Source organism: Actinoplanes sp. NPDC051859, from assembly GCF_044452725.1.
Taxonomy (GTDB): domain Bacteria; phylum Actinomycetota; class Actinomycetes; order Mycobacteriales; family Micromonosporaceae; genus Actinoplanes.
The window spans coordinates 190980-206583 of sequence record NZ_JBITBX010000007.1; the positions used below are offsets into that span (position 1 = coordinate 190980).

Here is a 15604-nt window from a genome sequence, read left to right on the forward strand (position 1 = left end):
ATGCTTCTCAGTCTGCGTGTCTGTGGCTATCGGTATCGAGTCCAGATGGCGTCCCGGTCGCTGGCAAGATAGGTCCGAAGGCGGTGTCCGAGGACCTGTGCGACTTCTGGTCGGCCCGCAAGTTTGTCGAGGACGCTGGTGACGAGTTGCAGGTCTCGGACGTCGCGCAGCAGCGGCCAACTCGGCGAGTGTGTGAGGTCGTAGCCGTACGCGACGGCGAACTGTTGGTAGGGCTCGACGGGGTCGCCGAAGCGGGCGGCGCTGTGGGCCAGGGGTACGAGGTCCCACTCGCGGGGGCCGACCGAGAGGGAGTCGAAGTCGCAGAGGCGGCCGGCGAGCAGATTGCCGACGTGGGCATCGCCATGGATAAGGCCGACCGGCAGTTGCCACTGGGTGAGGGCGATGCGGTGCTCAAGATCGTCGCAGCGCGCTAGCAAAGCTGCGACGAGGTCTTCTAGCGGCAAGTTCAGCTCGCGTTTGGCCCACGTCTCCGTGAAGTGCTGCTCGGCGCAAGGCAAAGCTTCAACGGCGGTAAGTCGTTGGCGGGCAGTGGCGATCGGAGACCAGCCTGGAAGTTCTCCCGGAAGGCTGCTGATGGCGTGCAACTGGGCCAACGGCTTAGCGAGCTCTACGGCGGCGGGTCGTTCCGGTGGGTGCGGGAGGTAGTGCCACACGGTGGCAACCCAATCCCCGGCGGTCACGGGTTGCGGGAGGTCGTCGACCAACTGGACGATCGGTACCTCATGGCGGTTGAGCAACGTGGTGCCTAGAACCACTCGTTCGGCGCGCTGGCGGCCTGCGTCACCGTGCGAGAGCCGTAGGACGCGGTCGCCGATGCGGTAGACGGCGTTGATCGTGTACCGCAGCAGCTGGGCGTCACCGCTGGTGAGCCCGGCGCGTTGGCGGACCGAAGCAAGCCCGTGGGCCAGATGGTCGGCGGCCTCGGCGGTCAGGGTGGTCGACACCCTCGCAAGGCTAGGTCACGCGCCGGTCAATGTACGGATCTTGGTAACCAGATTGTGCAGACTGCTGTTGCGGCCGGTGTGAGGATCGACGACGTCGGCGAGCCCGTCCAACCGGTCCAGGAGTCTTCGGGAACGGACTTGTCCGGTGGCGGCGAGAACGGCGGTCGCGTGGGGAATGACGGCCCTTCCCTCACCCAGTAGGGCATGGCCTGTGGCGGCGGTGACGTGGTCGAAGGCGCCACTGCGCGATGTCGCGTCGCGGCCGTTCAGCGCGTGGCCCGCGTGTTCGATTGCCAGCAGGGCATGAGTCTTGCGGTGCTCGTCGTGATGGGCCAATGCCGCGTGGACGACGCCGGACATGCCGGCCAGGTCGGCGGAAGAGAAAAATCGGGTCCATTGCGGGGCGGCCTGCGAGTCCGCACGGCCGAGTTCTTCGCCGGCGCGGGCCAGGGAGTCGCGGACAGCTGCGGCGTTGCCCATCTTGGCGTGTGCCCAGCCGATGTTGGCGTGCAGTATCGCTGCGGAAGTGGGGCAGCTCGAAGTAGTGGCAACCATCAGTCCGAGCTGAAATAGGTGCAGGGCTTCGCGAGGATCGTCTTGGTGGATGCTGACGCGGCCGAGCCGGTAATAGGAGTCGGCCATCAGAGTGACGTCGTCGGCCTTCTGTGCGAGGACCAATCCTTGGGCAAGGTAACGGCGGGCCGCGGTGTGCTGACCGAGATCGTGGCACATCCAACCGACGAGATTGTGCAGATCAGCGAGCTTGCCACAAAGGTCTGCCGCCAGGATCTCGTCGGGGCAGGGGCTGCGTAGCAGACAGCGGGCCCAGAGCAGGTAGCCGAGCGCGGAGTCTCGACAGGAGCCGCCGCCGTATGTGGCGTCAAGCCGCCGGTGCCGGTCGGTAATCTCGCGGACCGTGGAGACAGTCGCCGGGCTGACCGCCTCCGGGACGGGTCCCGGCCACTGTTCCGTGTGCGGCAACCACGCGTCGAGCGCCGGTGGACCGCCGACCGCAACTCCTGCCAGGGCGGCGATGAACTGCTGCCGCTGGTCTGCGTTCTCCAGTGGCAGCGGGACAGTACCCGGCCGGGTCGCAGGGCCTTCATCGTGGGCAAGTCCCATAAGGCCACGTGGAACCCCGAGTCCTTCGGCGATACGCACGAGGACGTCGTAGGCCATGATCTTCCGCCCGTGGATGACCTCGTACACCTCAGAGGCGGCGAAGCCCGCCAGCTCTCCGATACGACGCTGGGTCATGCCGTGCCGCCGGTGCAGCAGCAGGAAGACCGCGCCGATGTCCCGTCGGATGAGCGCATCCCGCATCGGCGGCTCACGCCACAGCCGTGGATCCGGCGATTCGTTGCGCCCACACGTACTCACATTCACGGCAACGCTCCCATCGACGGTCGACAGTGAACGCAGCTTAACGGCAGGGCATGCCAGCGCGAGTGAATCGCCAGCAGATCTGACTAGTCGCGCTAGTCGCCGATAACAGCGCGGGCAGTGAGCGGATCTAACGAGTGCCGCGACTATCGGTCAGTCCCGGTGTCTCGGCATGGTTGCCGCGTGCCAAGGCGCATGAGGTGCGTCAACGCCGAACTTCAGTGGTCGGTCAGGAGACAACCATGACAAGGAAGACGATCTCGCGTGAAGAACAGTCCGACGTTGGGCTGGGCGCGGGCTTCGATCGCGATAACATCCGAGTATGGATTGAGCGTGCCGACGGCCGTTTTCCCGGTGCGATCGTGTACGCCTCGTTGCACGCGTCGACGGTCAGGTATCGGCCGGGGGCGACCCGGGCGACCGTCGTAGACACCGTGCTCAACCAGTGGCTGCGACCACGCGGTGAACCCGACCCCGTCGACGAATTCCCGTGTCGTATCGAAGATCAATTGCAGCGTGGAAGTCGGCGTGTCCGTCCGGCGGCGTGAGTCGATCGATGTCCTGATCCACCGAGTGGTGTACCGCCGATGGCGTCGGCGGTGCGTTTGTGGGCTTGCCTGGCCGTGCATGGAACAACGCATCTGCATGGTGTCACCGCGTCGAAGGTTGCCCGTTCGGTGGCTCTCCCGGCAGGTCCGGTGGGTGCTAAGAGCGCTTCCACCCTGGGGCGGCTGGCGGTGACGCCACAGCGGCATGACGGCGTGTTGTTCGTCGACGGTATCGCGTTACGCGACGGCCTGTACCTGCACCTTTCAGACCGTGACTACAAGTACGGCATCGATGCTATCGACATCGTGGTCCGCGCCGACGAAGGAGCGACGACGGATGAAGATGGCGAGTGGTGGATAGCCCTCCGGGCCGATCAGGTGTTCTGGGACCGCTCGCTGCATCCACGACATGTGGCAGTGCGGGCGTCAGCGATCCGTAACGCAGCCCGACCGCCACGGGCATCCGGCGGCTGAAGCGGCATCCCGCGCCGGGACCTAATGCCATGCCTAACCACGGTCGGGCCATTGACCGCTAGAGGAAGGAATCGACCATGGACGCAGCAATACCCACGACCACTCGTTCCGCTCTGCCCACGCCCCGGGGCGTGAACCCGAGCAGGGCGCGCCCTACGGTGCGGGCCCTGATGCAAATCAACCGGCTGCACGTGCGGGCGCTGACCGCCCCGCTGCTGGTGCTGCCAAAGCGGATGGACGGCCGGGGTCTCCCTGGTGCGGTGCCACTTTCGCAGGTCACTGGCACCGTGCGCCGGTGGGCAGGGCTCGGGATCCGCAGCGTGAAGATCTTCGCGTACGGAAGCAACCGTAGACATGTGGGCCACCGAGGCGCTGAGACGGGGCAATCGGATGCTGGCCGCCATCGACACGGTGAAGAACGCCGCACCGGACATGGTCGTCACCACTGAGGTGTGCGGCTGCTCGTGGACCGATCACGGCGAGTGCGCGCTGCTCACCTCGAACCGCCGAGTCGACCGGGAAGCCACGTTCGAGCTCATGGCGGCGATGGCGCTCGCGCATGCGAAACAGGGCGCTGACATCGTCAGCCCAACCGCGATGATCGACGGCACTGTCCGCGCGGTCCGTGACTACCTGAACCAGAACGGCATGCCGGACGTCGGGGTGAACCCGAACCTGGCCATCCACACCAGCTTGTACGGCCCGTTCAAGACGCTGATGGGCACCAACCCACAGCGGGGCGACCGGCGCGGCATGCAACTGGAACCGGGCCGCGCAGACCGCGAAGTGCTGCTGCAAGCGGACCGGTGGCTGGACGAGGGCGCCGACGCGCTCACGCTGCAACCTGTGCTGACCTGTACCGATCTCTTGGTCCGCCTCCGCGACCATGTCCGGGTACCGCTGGTCGCGTACTCGACTTCCGGCGAGTACGCGGCGCTGATCGCGCTCGGTGAACAAGGAATGGTGGAATACCACGCCGGGCTGTTACGGGCTGGGGCTGACCTGATCCTGACCTACGCCGCCGAACAGGTCGCCCGCGCCCTGGAGGCCGCGCGATGAGCGCCGCGCGGCTCGTGGATCAGCCGTGGCGACGTCCGCCGCAGCTGGATGCCCTCCTGACCGAGGCAAACCGGCTCGGGTTCGCCATGTCGTGCGAGGACCGCACCGGGGCGCTGCTGGCCGTGCTCGCCGCGAGCAAGCCCGGCGGAAGGCTGCTCGAACTCGGGACCGGGGCCGGCGCCGGAGCGGCGTGGCTGCTCGACGGCATGACCGCGACGGCGACGCTGATGTCGGTCGAGGCCGACCCCACCGTGCAGGACGTGGCCCGACGCCACCTCGGCATGGACCCGCGGCTGCGGCTGGTCCAGCAGGACGCTGCGGCGTGGCTGGCCGGATACACCGGCCCTATGTTCGACCTCGCCTACGTCGACTGCCGCCCCGGCAAGTACGAACACCTCGACCGGCTCGTGAGCCTGCTGCGTCCCGGCGCGCTCTACGTCGGCGACGACCTATCGCCCCAGCCGACCTGGCCACACGATCACCAGGGCCGCGTCGACGCGTTCCTCGATCGACTGGTCCACGAACGAGGGATCCGGCCGCTGATCATGAACTGGGCATCCGGTCTGGTCGTCGCCGCCCGCACCTAAAGGGCTACCCTCGCCACTATGTCGCCTTCCCGCCGCACCGTCCGGATCGGCACCCGCAACAGCCCGATGGCGCTCGCGCAGGTCGACCGCGTACAGGCGATGCTCACCAACCGATACCCGGACATCGCTGTGGAAGTCGTGTCCATGGCGACCTCCGGGGACCGCTGGCACGGCGACCTCGCCGCGCTCGGCGGAAAAGGCGCCTTCACCAAGGAAGTCGACGCGGCACTCATCGACGGCCACGTCGACATCGCCGTGCATTGCGTCAAAGACATCCCGGGGGACCGACCTGCCCCGGCAGGCACCGTGCTGGCCGCCTACCTGACCCGCGACGACGTCCGCGACTGCCTCGTCCACCCCGGCGGGCTGCCCATCGGCGAACTGCCCGCCGGCACCCGGATCGGCACCTCGGCCGTCCGCAGAGTCGCGCAGCTCGCCCTGCACTGGCCCCATCTGACCCCAGTACCGATCCGCGGCAACGCCAACACCCGCCTCGCGAAACTCGACGCCGGCGAATACGACGCACTGCTGCTCGCCGTATCCGGGCTGCACCGCATCGGCCACGCCGACCGGATCACCCACCCGATCGACGTCGGCACCATGGTTCCCGCGGTCGGGTCCGGCACCCTCGTCCTGCAATGCCGCGACGACGACACTGCCACCCTGGAACTCGTCGCCGGTCTTGGTGATCCACGCGCATGGACCGAGACGGTCGCCGAGCGCACCATGCTGCACATCCTGCAGGGCAACTGCCACTCCCCGATCGGCGCCCTCGCCCGCACCGAACCCGACGGACGCCTTCACCTGCGCGCACGCGTTATCGGCCTCGACGGTAAGAACGTCCTCGACGTACACGAGTGGCACACCGACCCGCTCACGCTCGGCACCTCGGTCGCGGCTGCCCTTCTCCGTCAAGGCGCTCGCGAGCTGCTCAGTCAGTAGCCCTGATGACCTCAGGCATGACCGGGCTGCACGAGCTGTTCCGCCGCAGCGGAACCACCTCGCAGTTCTAACCAGCACGGAGCGTAAGCGACGCGTGGGGCGCCCATTGAAGAAGGTCAGTAGTTCGGCCTGTGTTCGCGGGCGACCTTGATCCGGGCCACGTCCGGGCGAGCCCCGCGCCGTGATTCGGAACCGAGGATCGTAGAGAGCCTGGGGTATCTCGCTGAACTGCACAGATACAGCTCAACGCATGGCCTCTCGACGGCTCGCTGGGCTCATAACCCAGAGGTCGCAGGTTCAAATCCTGTCCCCGCTACAAAGTAGGTGCAGATCAGAAGCCCGGCTCCCAGTTCGAGGAGCCGGGCTTCTGATCTTCATGTGCGCATTGTGCCCTGGTGAATCTGGTGGGCGACCCCGCCGCCGACCTTTCTAGGTCCTCAGCGCCATTCCCGACGTCATGCCGAATGTCGGCGAGCGTTTTCAGGGTTCCACCTTCTGCTCCGCGCCGGTGGTGGTTGAGCAACAAATACCAGCCTACCGACGCCGCTTCTCCGGCAGCACCGATCGTGGCCGACCGGACCAACCGCTAGAAGAAATCCACTGCGGTGTCTCGGGAACCGGGCGGCATATGGTTCCGAGTCCGTCGCATGCCAGGGCCAGCGAGATAGATAATCATCATCGTCTTCAGAGGAACACGTCCGCACGAACGACCGAATCTCACTCAGTTGAAGGTGATGTGAACATGGAATTGCGCAAGCTCGGTGTTGACGGACCGATGGTGTCGCGGCTGGCGCTGGGCTGCATGACGTTCGGGAAGGAAGCCGACGAGGATGCGGCGTTTGCAATCCTCGACGCCTTCGTCGAAGCGGGTGGCACGCTGATCGACAACGCCGACGTATACGTCGACGGCCGCAGCGAGGAAATTCTGGGCCGGTGGTTGCGCAATCGCCCGCAGCAGCGTGAGGGGCTGGTCATTGCCTCCAAGGGACGGTTTCCGGTGACCGGGCAACCGGGTGCGGGTCTCAGCCGGGACTACCTGCACCGGGCGCTGGATGCCAGCCTGCGGCGCCTCGGCGTCGAACGCATCGACATCTACCAAGCGCACGGGCCCGATCCCCGGGTCCCACTGGAGGAGTTCGCCGCGTTCGCCGCCGAGGCCACAGCGGCAGGCAAGGTGGCGCACATTGGAGTCAGCAACTTCGCCGGGTGGGAAACGGCGCTGGTGCACTCGCAGGCGCTGCGGGCCGGCGGTCCTGCCCCAGTGTCGCTACAGCCGCAGTACAGCCTCCTGGTACGAGAGCCCGAGTGGGAGCAGCTTCCGGCGACCCGGGCGCTCGGCATGGGGACCATGGTGTGGGGCCCATTGGGTGCAGGCTGGCTGACCGGCAAGTACCGCCGCGATACCGACGCGCCCGAGGGAAGCCGACTGGGCGACGACCCGAACCGGGGTCTGGAAGCGTTCTCCCGGCGAGGCAGCGACCGGACCTGGCGGATCATCGAGACGCTCGCAGACGTCGCGGCACAACACGACCTCACCTCCACGCATGCCGCGCTGGCGTGGGTGACGGACCGGCCAGGCGTCACCGCCGCTCTGGTCGGCGCCCGCACCGCCGACCAGCTCCGGGACTGCCTTCAGGCTGCTGACCTGCATCTCGATCCCGCTGCGGTCCAGGTTCTCGACAAGGTCAGCGAGCCGCCGACTCCGGACTACCCCTACACGTTCCTCACCGAGATCTCGGTATGGAGCTGACCGCTGCGTAACCGAAACCGGGGGACTCTGGCCTGGTCGACCGGAACCGAGCGAGCGCATTCCTCGCAAGCCGACGAGAGGCGACCCCCGATCACCCCCGACCGCGTGAAACCTCCGAGCGGCCCGACCGCTTGCGCGCGTGATCCCGCACTGCCGGTGCAGCCGGGCAGGACGCGAGGGGGTTTCATGACAGCTGCGTTAGGCTCTCGTCGTGTCCGCTCACTGCTCCCGTACGCCAGCTAGCTAGCCTTGCGTACCTACTGGCAGGGAGCCGTGCCGCCCATTCCCGAGTCACGGCTTGACTGGGTCACCGTCGATGAGGCGGTGTTCATGTGGGTGCGGCAGGGCCGCCTCACGGTGCGAACCGAGGACGCAGTGCTGGTTGCCGAGACCGGCCAGGCGGTGTGGATCGCGCCCCAGGTGCGGCATTCTGCGGTCGTGGCGGCGGGATCGGTGGCGTTGCCGATCTTTCTCGAAGCGGCCCTGCTGCCACTGATCGAGTCGTGTGTGGTGACGGTTCCCCCCGGCTGGGAGGACTGGCTGGCCTATCGCATGGCTAAGCCTCTCGGCGTCGCCATGGGGATGCGGCCAGATCGCTCGCGTCTGCTCGACCTGCTGGCCCACCCGGGAACGGAGCGCGACTGGACGGCGCCGAGGCTGCCGCCGCTGCCGCGATCGGCAGGAGCCCGACGTGTCGTGCAGGGCTTGCTGGAGAATCCGGCGTCGTCATCGACGGCGGCCGAGTTGGCGGCAACGGCGTTGACGAGTGCGCGCACCCTGCAGCGGCAGCTGAAAGACGAGACGGGTTTCAGTCTGGGTCAGTGGCGCACAGCGGTGCGGGTCGATGCGGCTGCTGCGTACCTCACCCAGGGCCGCGATATCGGCTGGACAGCTCACCAGGTGGGCTATGCGAGCGCGAGCGGCTTCGCGCATGCTTTTGCCGGGCGGATGGGAATGAGCCCGGGGCGGTACGCGGCCATGCGCGGTGCGTGGTCCAAAGAGGAACTCCTGCTGACCGCGTTGGTGCAATCCACTGAGTCACGGGTTGAGCCGCCTCAGGTGCCGACGATGACGTCGGATACCTGGACCATGACGGGCCAAGGTGAACTGTTCGAACACTTTCTCTGGGTGTACCGCGGCTGGATCGTTGTGGAGATTTCCGGCACCTCGTGGCGTCTCGAGGCCGGCGACGTGCTGTTGCCGCGGCCCGGGGTATCCCATCGGTTCTCTTTCGCGGAGGGTGCGATCGCGTTGCCCCTGGGTTACCGTCTAGCGGCACGGCCGGCGCCGGCGGGGGCGCCCACGGTATTGCGGATGCCCGCCGACGCCGAGCTTTTTCTTCTGCACCAGGTCGTGGCGAACCATTTTTGGCTGCGCCCGCCGGGGCACCACGATGAAGCATTCTTCGAGCTGCCGCAGGTATCGTCAGTCGGACCGGAAACGCTGCCGGAGGCGGTGGAAACCGTGGTATCGGCTGTCGTCCGGGATCCCGCGGACCGGCGAACGCTGACGGAGTGGGCAGTGTCCCTCGGAATCGAGCACACGCTATTGCGACGCGAGTTCACGCGCGCGCTGGGCGAGCCTTTCACGCGCTGGCGAACCAATGTGCGGATGAACGAGGCACGGCACCTGATGTGGGCCGGGCATCCACCGTCCGTGGTGGCCCGCCGACTCGGGTACCAGCACCTACCGGCTTTTACGAAGGCCTTCACGGCCGCGCACGGCATGCCACCACGCGAGTGGCTGCGTCTGGGCACGGACTAGCGCCGGCTTCCCCTGATCGAGGGACGACGGGAAACCACTCTTGCCCTCGTTGCTGGCCGAGGCCTAGCGTCTGAAATCTCGGAACGGCGACGCTCCACAACGGAGTCGACCCGTGAGAGAGAAGGAGTTCGCCATGAGTTGGCGCGATAATCCATTGGCTCTCGACGCCCTTGCGGTTCAGGGATATTACGAGGAAGACAATCGGGTTCTCAAACAGGACACCCTCGCCGCCAGTCTCCGCGATATTTACGCGGAGCGGCCCGTGCTGACCAGCGGCGACGACGTTTTACTCAAGAAGGCTCAGCTGGGGCAGCTGGGGCTCACGTCAGAGGCGCTCATCAATCGAGTTCTGCCGGGATTCTTGACCCGGACTCGGCTTCGCGAGGACGAGGCGACGGTCCTGAAGCGGGAGCCCAAAGAACACCCGGATCTCGAGGAGCGCGCGAAGGCTGTCGCGGATGTCACGGCGCTGCTCTGGGGGACGATGAGTCGCACCAGTCGATCTGGCGCGGTGCAGACGCTGCTCGTTCATAAGGGTCTGCTGCTGGTCGAGGCGAAGGTGACCAGGGATGGTGTGACCATTCCGGTCAAGGTTGCCACAAACGATCAGGATCTGATCATCGAGTACTACGTGCGGCCGCGCGGAGACCAGATCGTCCGGGTGAGTGGCACCGTACGCGACGACTGCGCGATGGTCGGCATGACGTTCGAGGGGATCGCCGAACGGATGAAGCGGGAGCTGGGCATCAGCGTCACCACGGCTGTCGGGCGGCTGATGCAGGTAGCGACGCCCGACTTCGCGGTTCTGACCGGTCCGGACCCGGTCAAGGCAATCTCGTCCACGGCGACTCGGAAGTAGCGTTGCCTGCTCTGGACTGGCGGGATTCGGTTGCCGAGGGCAGGCGTCTGCTGGCTCAGCACCCGGTCGACAGATGGGCGCTCGGCGATCTGGCACTGGCACTGGTTCCGCCCGCGAGTTCCAGAGCGGAGACCAGCGAGGCGCAGATCGAGCTCACCCGGTTCGCCGATGCCATCGGCATGGGGATCAATCCGCTCAAGGATTGTTACTACACGGCGAAGGAGTGGCTTCCCGAGCATCGGATCGCCGGGATCTCTCATGCGAAGCACGCTAGGTACCGATCCAGGCCCAACCGGGTTCAGCTGTTGCTGAATGACGACCTTGACCACCAGCTTCCGCTACGGATCCGCGAACGTGTGGAGAAGACGGAGGAATTGTTAGCGGACGCCGAGGTCCGATCGGCAGTCATCGAGCGCTCAAAGGAACGCGCCAGGAAGGTCGCCGCGGCCGCTCGTGCGATCGAGAATGAAGAGCTGGCTCAGGCCCGGGCGGCCGCCAGGATTCGGGAACAGGACCTGCGCGCGCGGATGGTGGAGGCCGAACTTCAGGGCAAGCTGCCGGAGCGCTCCATCCGGGCCAACGCCGCCCTCGCACGGATGGTGATGGATCTGCTGGATCTGCGACTGGGCGTGCAGCAGCTCCACAGCTCCTATCTCGATCGCACGACGGAGAGCGTGGCGCAGGTGGCTCAGGCGGCACAGGACCTGTTGGAAGTTCTCCGGCCCGCTCAGCGGTCAACTCAACCCACCTCGATCATCGACCTCGACGGCGATGGGTAGGCGGAACAGAGCACCGCAAATGCGGCCGGTAAGTCTCGGGGCCGGGCACACGAACGCCGACGCCCAGCCCCGCAGGCTCATGGTCGAGGTCCACGGATCCTTCAGGTGCCAGACGGTACGGGCTCGAGCAGCTCGGCGTCGGGCTCCGCCGACACGGCCGGCTCGGCGAGGATGTCGTCGACGCGGCGCCAGGCGCGCACCAAACCGGGTACGGCCAGCAGCACCAGCACGCCGAGTGCCAGCAGGATCTGTCCCACGCCGATCATTGCAGACCGCCGATCTTTGGAACTGTCCTGGTCATTGCCGCAACCCCTCGTTTTTATGGTGCGGTGATCCTAAAAATGCCTGGAGAGGGGCGTCAAATTGCGAAGGAAGTCTTAAGGAAGCTCTCACCCGTCCCACGAAAAGCTTGGCGATAAATCAGTCAGACGCGCAGTGCGGGGCAGAAATGCGTTGCCCGCCAGGGTGGGCCGGTTTAGCGTGGGCCGCATGACCGCTGACCTGGTTGCGTTGTGCTTCGATGCGCAGGATCCTGTCCGTCTGGCCCGCTTCTGGGCGGATTTTCTGGGCTGGGAGTCGGCGGACGACACGACTCTGGTGCCCGCCGATGACACCGGGTTCCGGCTGCGTTTCCTGCCGTCCGACGTGCCGAAGACCGTCGCCAACCACCTGCACTTCGACATGACCAGTACGTCGCTCGAGGACCAGCAGCGGACGGTGGAGCGGGCACTGGAGTTGGGCGCTCGGCATATCGACGTCGGGCAGCGGCCGGAGGAAGGGCACGTTGTGCTCGCGGACCCTGAGGGCAACGAATTCTGTGTCATCGAGCCCGGCAACAAGTTCTTGGCGGAGTGCGGCTTCATCGGGGCGCTGGCGGGCGATGGCTCGCAGGCGTGCGGCTACTTCTGGAGTGCGGCGCTGGGTTGGCCGCTGGTCTGGGACCAGGATGAGGAGACGGCGATCCGGTCGCCGCTCGGCGGGCCGAAGGTCACCTGGGGTGGCCCGCCGTTGGAGCCGAAGACCGGCAAACACCGGTTGCATTTCGACCTGGGGGTTGCGGGCGAGCTAAATGCGGAGGTCGAGCGTCTGGTGGCGCTCGGGGCGACACGGACTGATGTCGTCCAGCACCCTGCGGCGCACGTCGCGCTAGCCGATCCGGACGGGCATGAGTTCTGCCTCACACCGATCGGCTGACGTTTCTCCCGCAATCGTGTCACGGCTGGTCGGGGGGCCTTCCGCCGGCGCGGGGACACCCGGCAACCTGATCGCACGCCGCACCTCGCGGCATCCGTTCAGGGGAGAACCATGAAGCGTCGCCTTGCCGCTGTCGCCGTCGCTGTCGCCACCGTCGCCGCCCTCGCCGGGTGCGGAATGATCAATGCACCGGAGGCGACGGCGGAGAAGACGCCTGCGACCGCGCAGCCGACGCCGTCGGCTAGCGGGGCTGGCCGCATCGGAGAATCGGTGAAGGACGCGGGCGACATCCCCGACCCGTGCACGCTGCTCAGCAAGGGCGAGGTCCGGGAGTTGACCGGCCGCGAGATCAGCCAGATCGACGAGGACGGCGCTTCGTCCGGGGACGCAGCCCGGTTCTGTCAGTGGCAGCAACCCGGCGGGCAGCTCGCGGTGTTCCTGGCCCGGACCACGGAGTCCGACTTCACCGTGAAAATCGCCGAGGCGACGCCGGTGGACGGGGTCGGCGAGGAGGCGTTCGCGCTGGCCGGACACCTCTATGTCCTCTACGGCACCGTCTCGATCGACGTCTACTCGCGCGGTGACAGCGAGGACGAGAACCTAGCCAAGGCGAAGCAGATCGCCAAGGTGCTGATGCGGAAGATCTAGGTGGCGGTCTTCAGCGGCGGGAGAAGCTGGGCGATCGCGATGTGCCCGGCCGAGTCCGGGTGGTCGCCGTCCGCGACCAGCAGCGGGGTCGGGTCCTGGGCACCGTCAGCGCCATGGAACGCCGGGTCGGTGGAGACATAGGCGGCGCCGCCTTCGCGGGCGGCTGCGGCGAGGGCAGCGTTGATCGTGTCGGTCGCCCGGCGGGAGGCCGTCACCCCGTTTTCACCGTACGCGTCGAGCGCCGTTTTGCCGTCACTGACAACGTTCCAGTAGCCGAGCACGATCACGTTCGTGGCGTGGACAGCCTGGATCGCGTCGATGATCGCGCGGACGTTGGTGTGGACGTCGGCGGCCGCGGCGGTGACCGCGTCCTGGTCGGTGAAGGTGTCGGACACGTCGTTGGCGCCCACCATGAGCAGCACTTCGTCGGCGTCGGCGAGGGCGGCGCGGACCGCCGGGTCGTCGAGTTCAGCGCGGACGGTGGCCGAGGTGCTGCCCGCCTTGGCGAGGTTGACCGAGCTGGCGTGCTCGTGGTGGGCGTACAGCTCGGGGAAGGCGGTGCATTCGCAGGCGAAGCCAGAGGGCACCGAGTCGCCGAGGGTGACGACGGTGGTGGCCGGGACGAATTCCGGGGGGCTCGGTGCTGGCCCGCAGCCGCTGAGGGCCAGCACCAGGGCTGCCGCGGTCAGGGATGCGGCCGCGCCAACTGGGCGGAGAGCCAGTCGAATGCCGGGGGCAGCATCTGCCGCCATACCGCGTGGCTGTGTCCGCCGCGTTCCACCACCGCTGTGGTGAGCCGGATCGGGGCTGTGGCGTGGGCGGCGATCAGCTCGGAGTCGCGCCGGATGGCCTGCTCGTCTTTCGCCCACCCGATCCAGAGTGCCACAGCCGGCCGGGGCAGGTTCTTCAGCCTCCACACGACGTCGTGTTCGGTGGCCTCTTTACCGTCGCCGACATTGATGGCCGGCCCGGAGAGACCGGACATGCTGGCGCCGGCCGAGTACAGCTGGGGGTGACGCAGGAGCAGGCTGCTGACGCAGTAGGCGCCGGCCGAGTAGCCGATCAGGCCCCAGCCCGTACGGTCGGTGTGGATCCGGAACTTCGCTTTGGCGAAGGCCGGCACGTCGACGGTCAGGAACGTCTCGGTCTGCGGCCCACCCTGCATGTTGGTGCATTCGGTGTCGAGCAGTTGCTCCGGTGTCTGGAACGGGAACAGCACCACTGTGGGCGACATGCGGCCGGCCGCGATCTCGGCATCGAGCCGCTCCTGCACTTTCAGCTTCTTCAACCACGTACGCGGCGACCCCGGGTAGCCGTGGAACGCCTGAATCACCGGGAACCGCTGCTTGCCGCCAGCCTGGTACGCAGCGGGCAGGTACACGTACATGGTGAGGTTCAGCCCGCTGGCTTTGCCGGGGACGGTGAACTTGCGCACCTGACTGCCGGTCTTCTGTGCCACCGGCGCGGGTGCGTCGGAGTCGGAGTCGGAGTCGCCGGAGTCCGTGTCGGTGGACGCGGTCTGTTCGGGCGCTGCGGATTCGGGTTCTTCGGCGAGCGAGTACGCCTCGGTCATCCGGTTGAGCTGCACCAGCACCGTCGCGGTGACACTGAGCAACGCCACTGCCACGGCAGCGCTGCGCAGGAGCAGCCGCAGCCGGCCGCCCCGCTCCCAGATCACGGCGATCAGCACGGCGGACAGCAGCACCGCCACGATCCCGGCGATCAGTACGGGTGTTCCCTGCAGGCTCATTCTTCTTTTCCTGTCGGCAGTTGCAGCGGCGGCGCGAGCGGCGCGCTCAGCCGCGACGTGGCCCAGTCGATCGCTGTCCGGGTGGCGGTCGCCGGAGCGGAGTGCAGGACGGTCACCCCGGCCGGGGGGTTGTGCGTCTTGCCGGGCGGACGCACCACCGCGACCGCAATGCCGGCCGGTGTGCCGCTCGGGGCGGTCTCGTGCGCGAGCGCGAACGCCCGGAACTGGTCCGGGTGCGCGGTGGCGAGTTTGCCGGCGAGCGCGGCGTCGGGGGCACCGGCCACCAGGGCCCAGCCGCGTTCCGTGACGCGTAGGTCCTTGCGCAGGTCGGCGATCAGGGTGCGCAGCGCTTCGGCGGTGGTGTCCTTGGTGGGCGTCAGTGCCACGGTCACCGCGCCGGGCACCGGGGCCGGTGCTTTGCTGGGCGCGCCCAGCACGACGAGGACCGGATATTCGCCGGCGCCCGCGGTGTGGTATTCGGGCGGGACCGTCACGGTGGGCGGCCCGGACAGCCGCCAGCCGGGGAGGTCACTCGGTTGCCACGGCAGCGTGGTGCGTCCGGCGAGCGCGCTGTCGAGCTCGCCAGTGCGGGTGGGCGCGGTGGTGGACTGGGTGCCGGTGTCGCCGGCCAACGCCGCCCAGGACGGATAGAACAGCTCCGAACGGTTCACCGCCAGGCCGATGCAGAGCACGGTCGCGATCTGGGTGAACAGGATGCCCACCGTGCGGATCAGCACGCGCCAACGACCGCCAACCGACCACAGGTGGATGGTCGCCGCGGCACTTGCGAACGCGGTCAGGCCGACCACTACCAGCAGCGAGACTCCCGTCAGGCTCACGACTCGTCCCACCTTTCTGCAGCGCCCGGCATGGCCCAGCAAGAGTTACCAGCGATTGTGTGG

Annotated in this window: 17 protein-coding genes; 11 read left to right on the plus strand and 6 right to left on the minus strand. The window is 67.3% G+C overall.

Annotated features, from left to right (window positions below):
• Nucleotides 1-26: 26 nt before the first annotated feature.
• Nucleotides 27-965 carry a phosphotransferase gene (locus tag ACIA1L_RS19670; RefSeq protein ID WP_396074245.1) on the minus strand — a complete coding sequence of 313 codons (939 nt, stop codon included), beginning with the start codon at nt 963-965 and terminating at the stop codon, nt 27-29.
• Between the two features lie 15 nt (nt 966-980).
• Nucleotides 981-2351 carry a hypothetical protein gene (locus tag ACIA1L_RS19675; protein ID WP_396074246.1) on the minus strand — a complete coding sequence of 457 codons (1371 nt, stop codon included), beginning with the start codon at nt 2349-2351 and terminating at the stop codon, nt 981-983.
• A 239-nt stretch (nt 2352-2590) separates the two neighbouring features.
• On the opposite strand from ACIA1L_RS19675, the gene ACIA1L_RS19680 reads away from it, so the two are divergent.
• The 9 genes from ACIA1L_RS19680 (at nt 2591) to ACIA1L_RS19720 (ending at nt 11110) form a co-directional block, all read left to right on the plus strand.
• Nucleotides 2591-2896, plus strand: a complete 306-nt coding sequence (locus ACIA1L_RS19680; protein ID WP_396074247.1) for a hypothetical protein — start codon at nt 2591-2593, stop codon at nt 2894-2896.
• A 39-nt stretch (nt 2897-2935) separates the two neighbouring features.
• On the plus strand, nt 2936-3370 hold the full coding sequence (locus tag ACIA1L_RS19685) for a hypothetical protein (RefSeq protein ID WP_396074248.1): 435 nt from the start codon (nt 2936-2938) through the stop codon (nt 3368-3370).
• A 354-nt stretch (nt 3371-3724) separates the two neighbouring features.
• Nucleotides 3725-4429: a hypothetical protein gene (locus tag ACIA1L_RS19690; protein ID WP_396074249.1), complete on the plus strand. Its 705-nt coding sequence runs from the start codon at nt 3725-3727 to the stop codon at nt 4427-4429.
• Nucleotides 4426-5016 carry an O-methyltransferase gene (locus ACIA1L_RS19695; RefSeq protein WP_396074250.1) on the plus strand — a complete coding sequence of 197 codons (591 nt, stop codon included), beginning with the start codon at nt 4426-4428 and terminating at the stop codon, nt 5014-5016. The genes ACIA1L_RS19690 and ACIA1L_RS19695 overlap by 4 nt, the downstream gene beginning before the upstream one ends.
• 18 nt (nt 5017-5034) lie before the next feature.
• The gene (gene hemC, locus ACIA1L_RS19700; RefSeq protein WP_396074251.1) at nt 5035-5958 is read left to right on the plus strand and encodes a hydroxymethylbilane synthase; all 924 of its coding nucleotides are present in this window, start codon (nt 5035-5037) and stop codon (nt 5956-5958) included.
• A gap of 742 nt (nt 5959-6700) precedes the next feature.
• Nucleotides 6701-7708, plus strand: a complete 1008-nt coding sequence (locus ACIA1L_RS19705) for an aldo/keto reductase (RefSeq protein ID WP_396074252.1) — start codon at nt 6701-6703, stop codon at nt 7706-7708.
• Between the two features lie 249 nt (nt 7709-7957).
• Entirely contained in the window at nt 7958-9472 is a 1515-nt protein-coding gene (locus tag ACIA1L_RS19710; RefSeq protein WP_396074253.1) for a helix-turn-helix domain-containing protein, read from the plus strand.
• Between the two features lie 133 nt (nt 9473-9605).
• The gene (locus ACIA1L_RS19715) at nt 9606-10331 is read left to right on the plus strand and encodes a hypothetical protein (RefSeq protein WP_396074254.1); all 726 of its coding nucleotides are present in this window, start codon (nt 9606-9608) and stop codon (nt 10329-10331) included.
• Between the two features lie 2 nt (nt 10332-10333).
• Nucleotides 10334-11110, plus strand: coding sequence for a hypothetical protein (locus ACIA1L_RS19720; RefSeq protein WP_396074255.1), 777 nt, complete (start codon nt 10334-10336; stop codon nt 11108-11110).
• A 101-nt stretch (nt 11111-11211) separates the two neighbouring features.
• Here the strand turns inward: ACIA1L_RS19720 and ACIA1L_RS19725 are convergent, their stop codons facing one another.
• Nucleotides 11212-11367 carry a hypothetical protein gene (locus tag ACIA1L_RS19725; RefSeq protein ID WP_396074256.1) on the minus strand — a complete coding sequence of 52 codons (156 nt, stop codon included), beginning with the start codon at nt 11365-11367 and terminating at the stop codon, nt 11212-11214.
• A gap of 232 nt (nt 11368-11599) precedes the next feature.
• Between ACIA1L_RS19725 and ACIA1L_RS19730 the strand changes: the two genes are divergently transcribed.
• Together ACIA1L_RS19730 and ACIA1L_RS19735 are read left to right on the plus strand one after the other, a co-directional pair.
• Nucleotides 11600-12304: a VOC family protein gene (locus tag ACIA1L_RS19730; protein WP_396074257.1), complete on the plus strand. Its 705-nt coding sequence runs from the start codon at nt 11600-11602 to the stop codon at nt 12302-12304.
• Between the two features lie 111 nt (nt 12305-12415).
• Complete coding sequence (locus tag ACIA1L_RS19735) at nt 12416-12952, plus strand: DUF3558 family protein (protein ID WP_396074258.1); 537 nt, start codon at nt 12416-12418, stop codon at nt 12950-12952.
• Here the strand turns inward: ACIA1L_RS19735 and ACIA1L_RS19740 are convergent.
• From ACIA1L_RS19740 to ACIA1L_RS19750, 3 genes are read right to left on the minus strand one after another with little or no spacing between them, the layout of a single operon-like run.
• Entirely contained in the window at nt 12949-13704 is a 756-nt protein-coding gene (locus ACIA1L_RS19740) for an SGNH/GDSL hydrolase family protein (protein ID WP_396074259.1), read from the minus strand. The two genes, ACIA1L_RS19735 and ACIA1L_RS19740, sit on opposite strands and share 4 nt — an antisense overlap.
• Entirely contained in the window at nt 13638-14702 is a 1065-nt protein-coding gene (locus ACIA1L_RS19745) for an alpha/beta hydrolase (protein WP_396074260.1), read from the minus strand. Before ACIA1L_RS19745 ends, ACIA1L_RS19740 begins: the two co-directional genes overlap by 67 nt.
• Nucleotides 14699-15541 (minus strand): hypothetical protein, encoded by an 843-nt coding sequence (locus ACIA1L_RS19750; RefSeq protein WP_396074261.1) that lies wholly within the window; start codon nt 15539-15541, stop codon nt 14699-14701. The genes ACIA1L_RS19745 and ACIA1L_RS19750 overlap by 4 nt, the downstream gene beginning before the upstream one ends.
• Between the last annotated feature and the right edge of the window lie 63 nt (nt 15542-15604).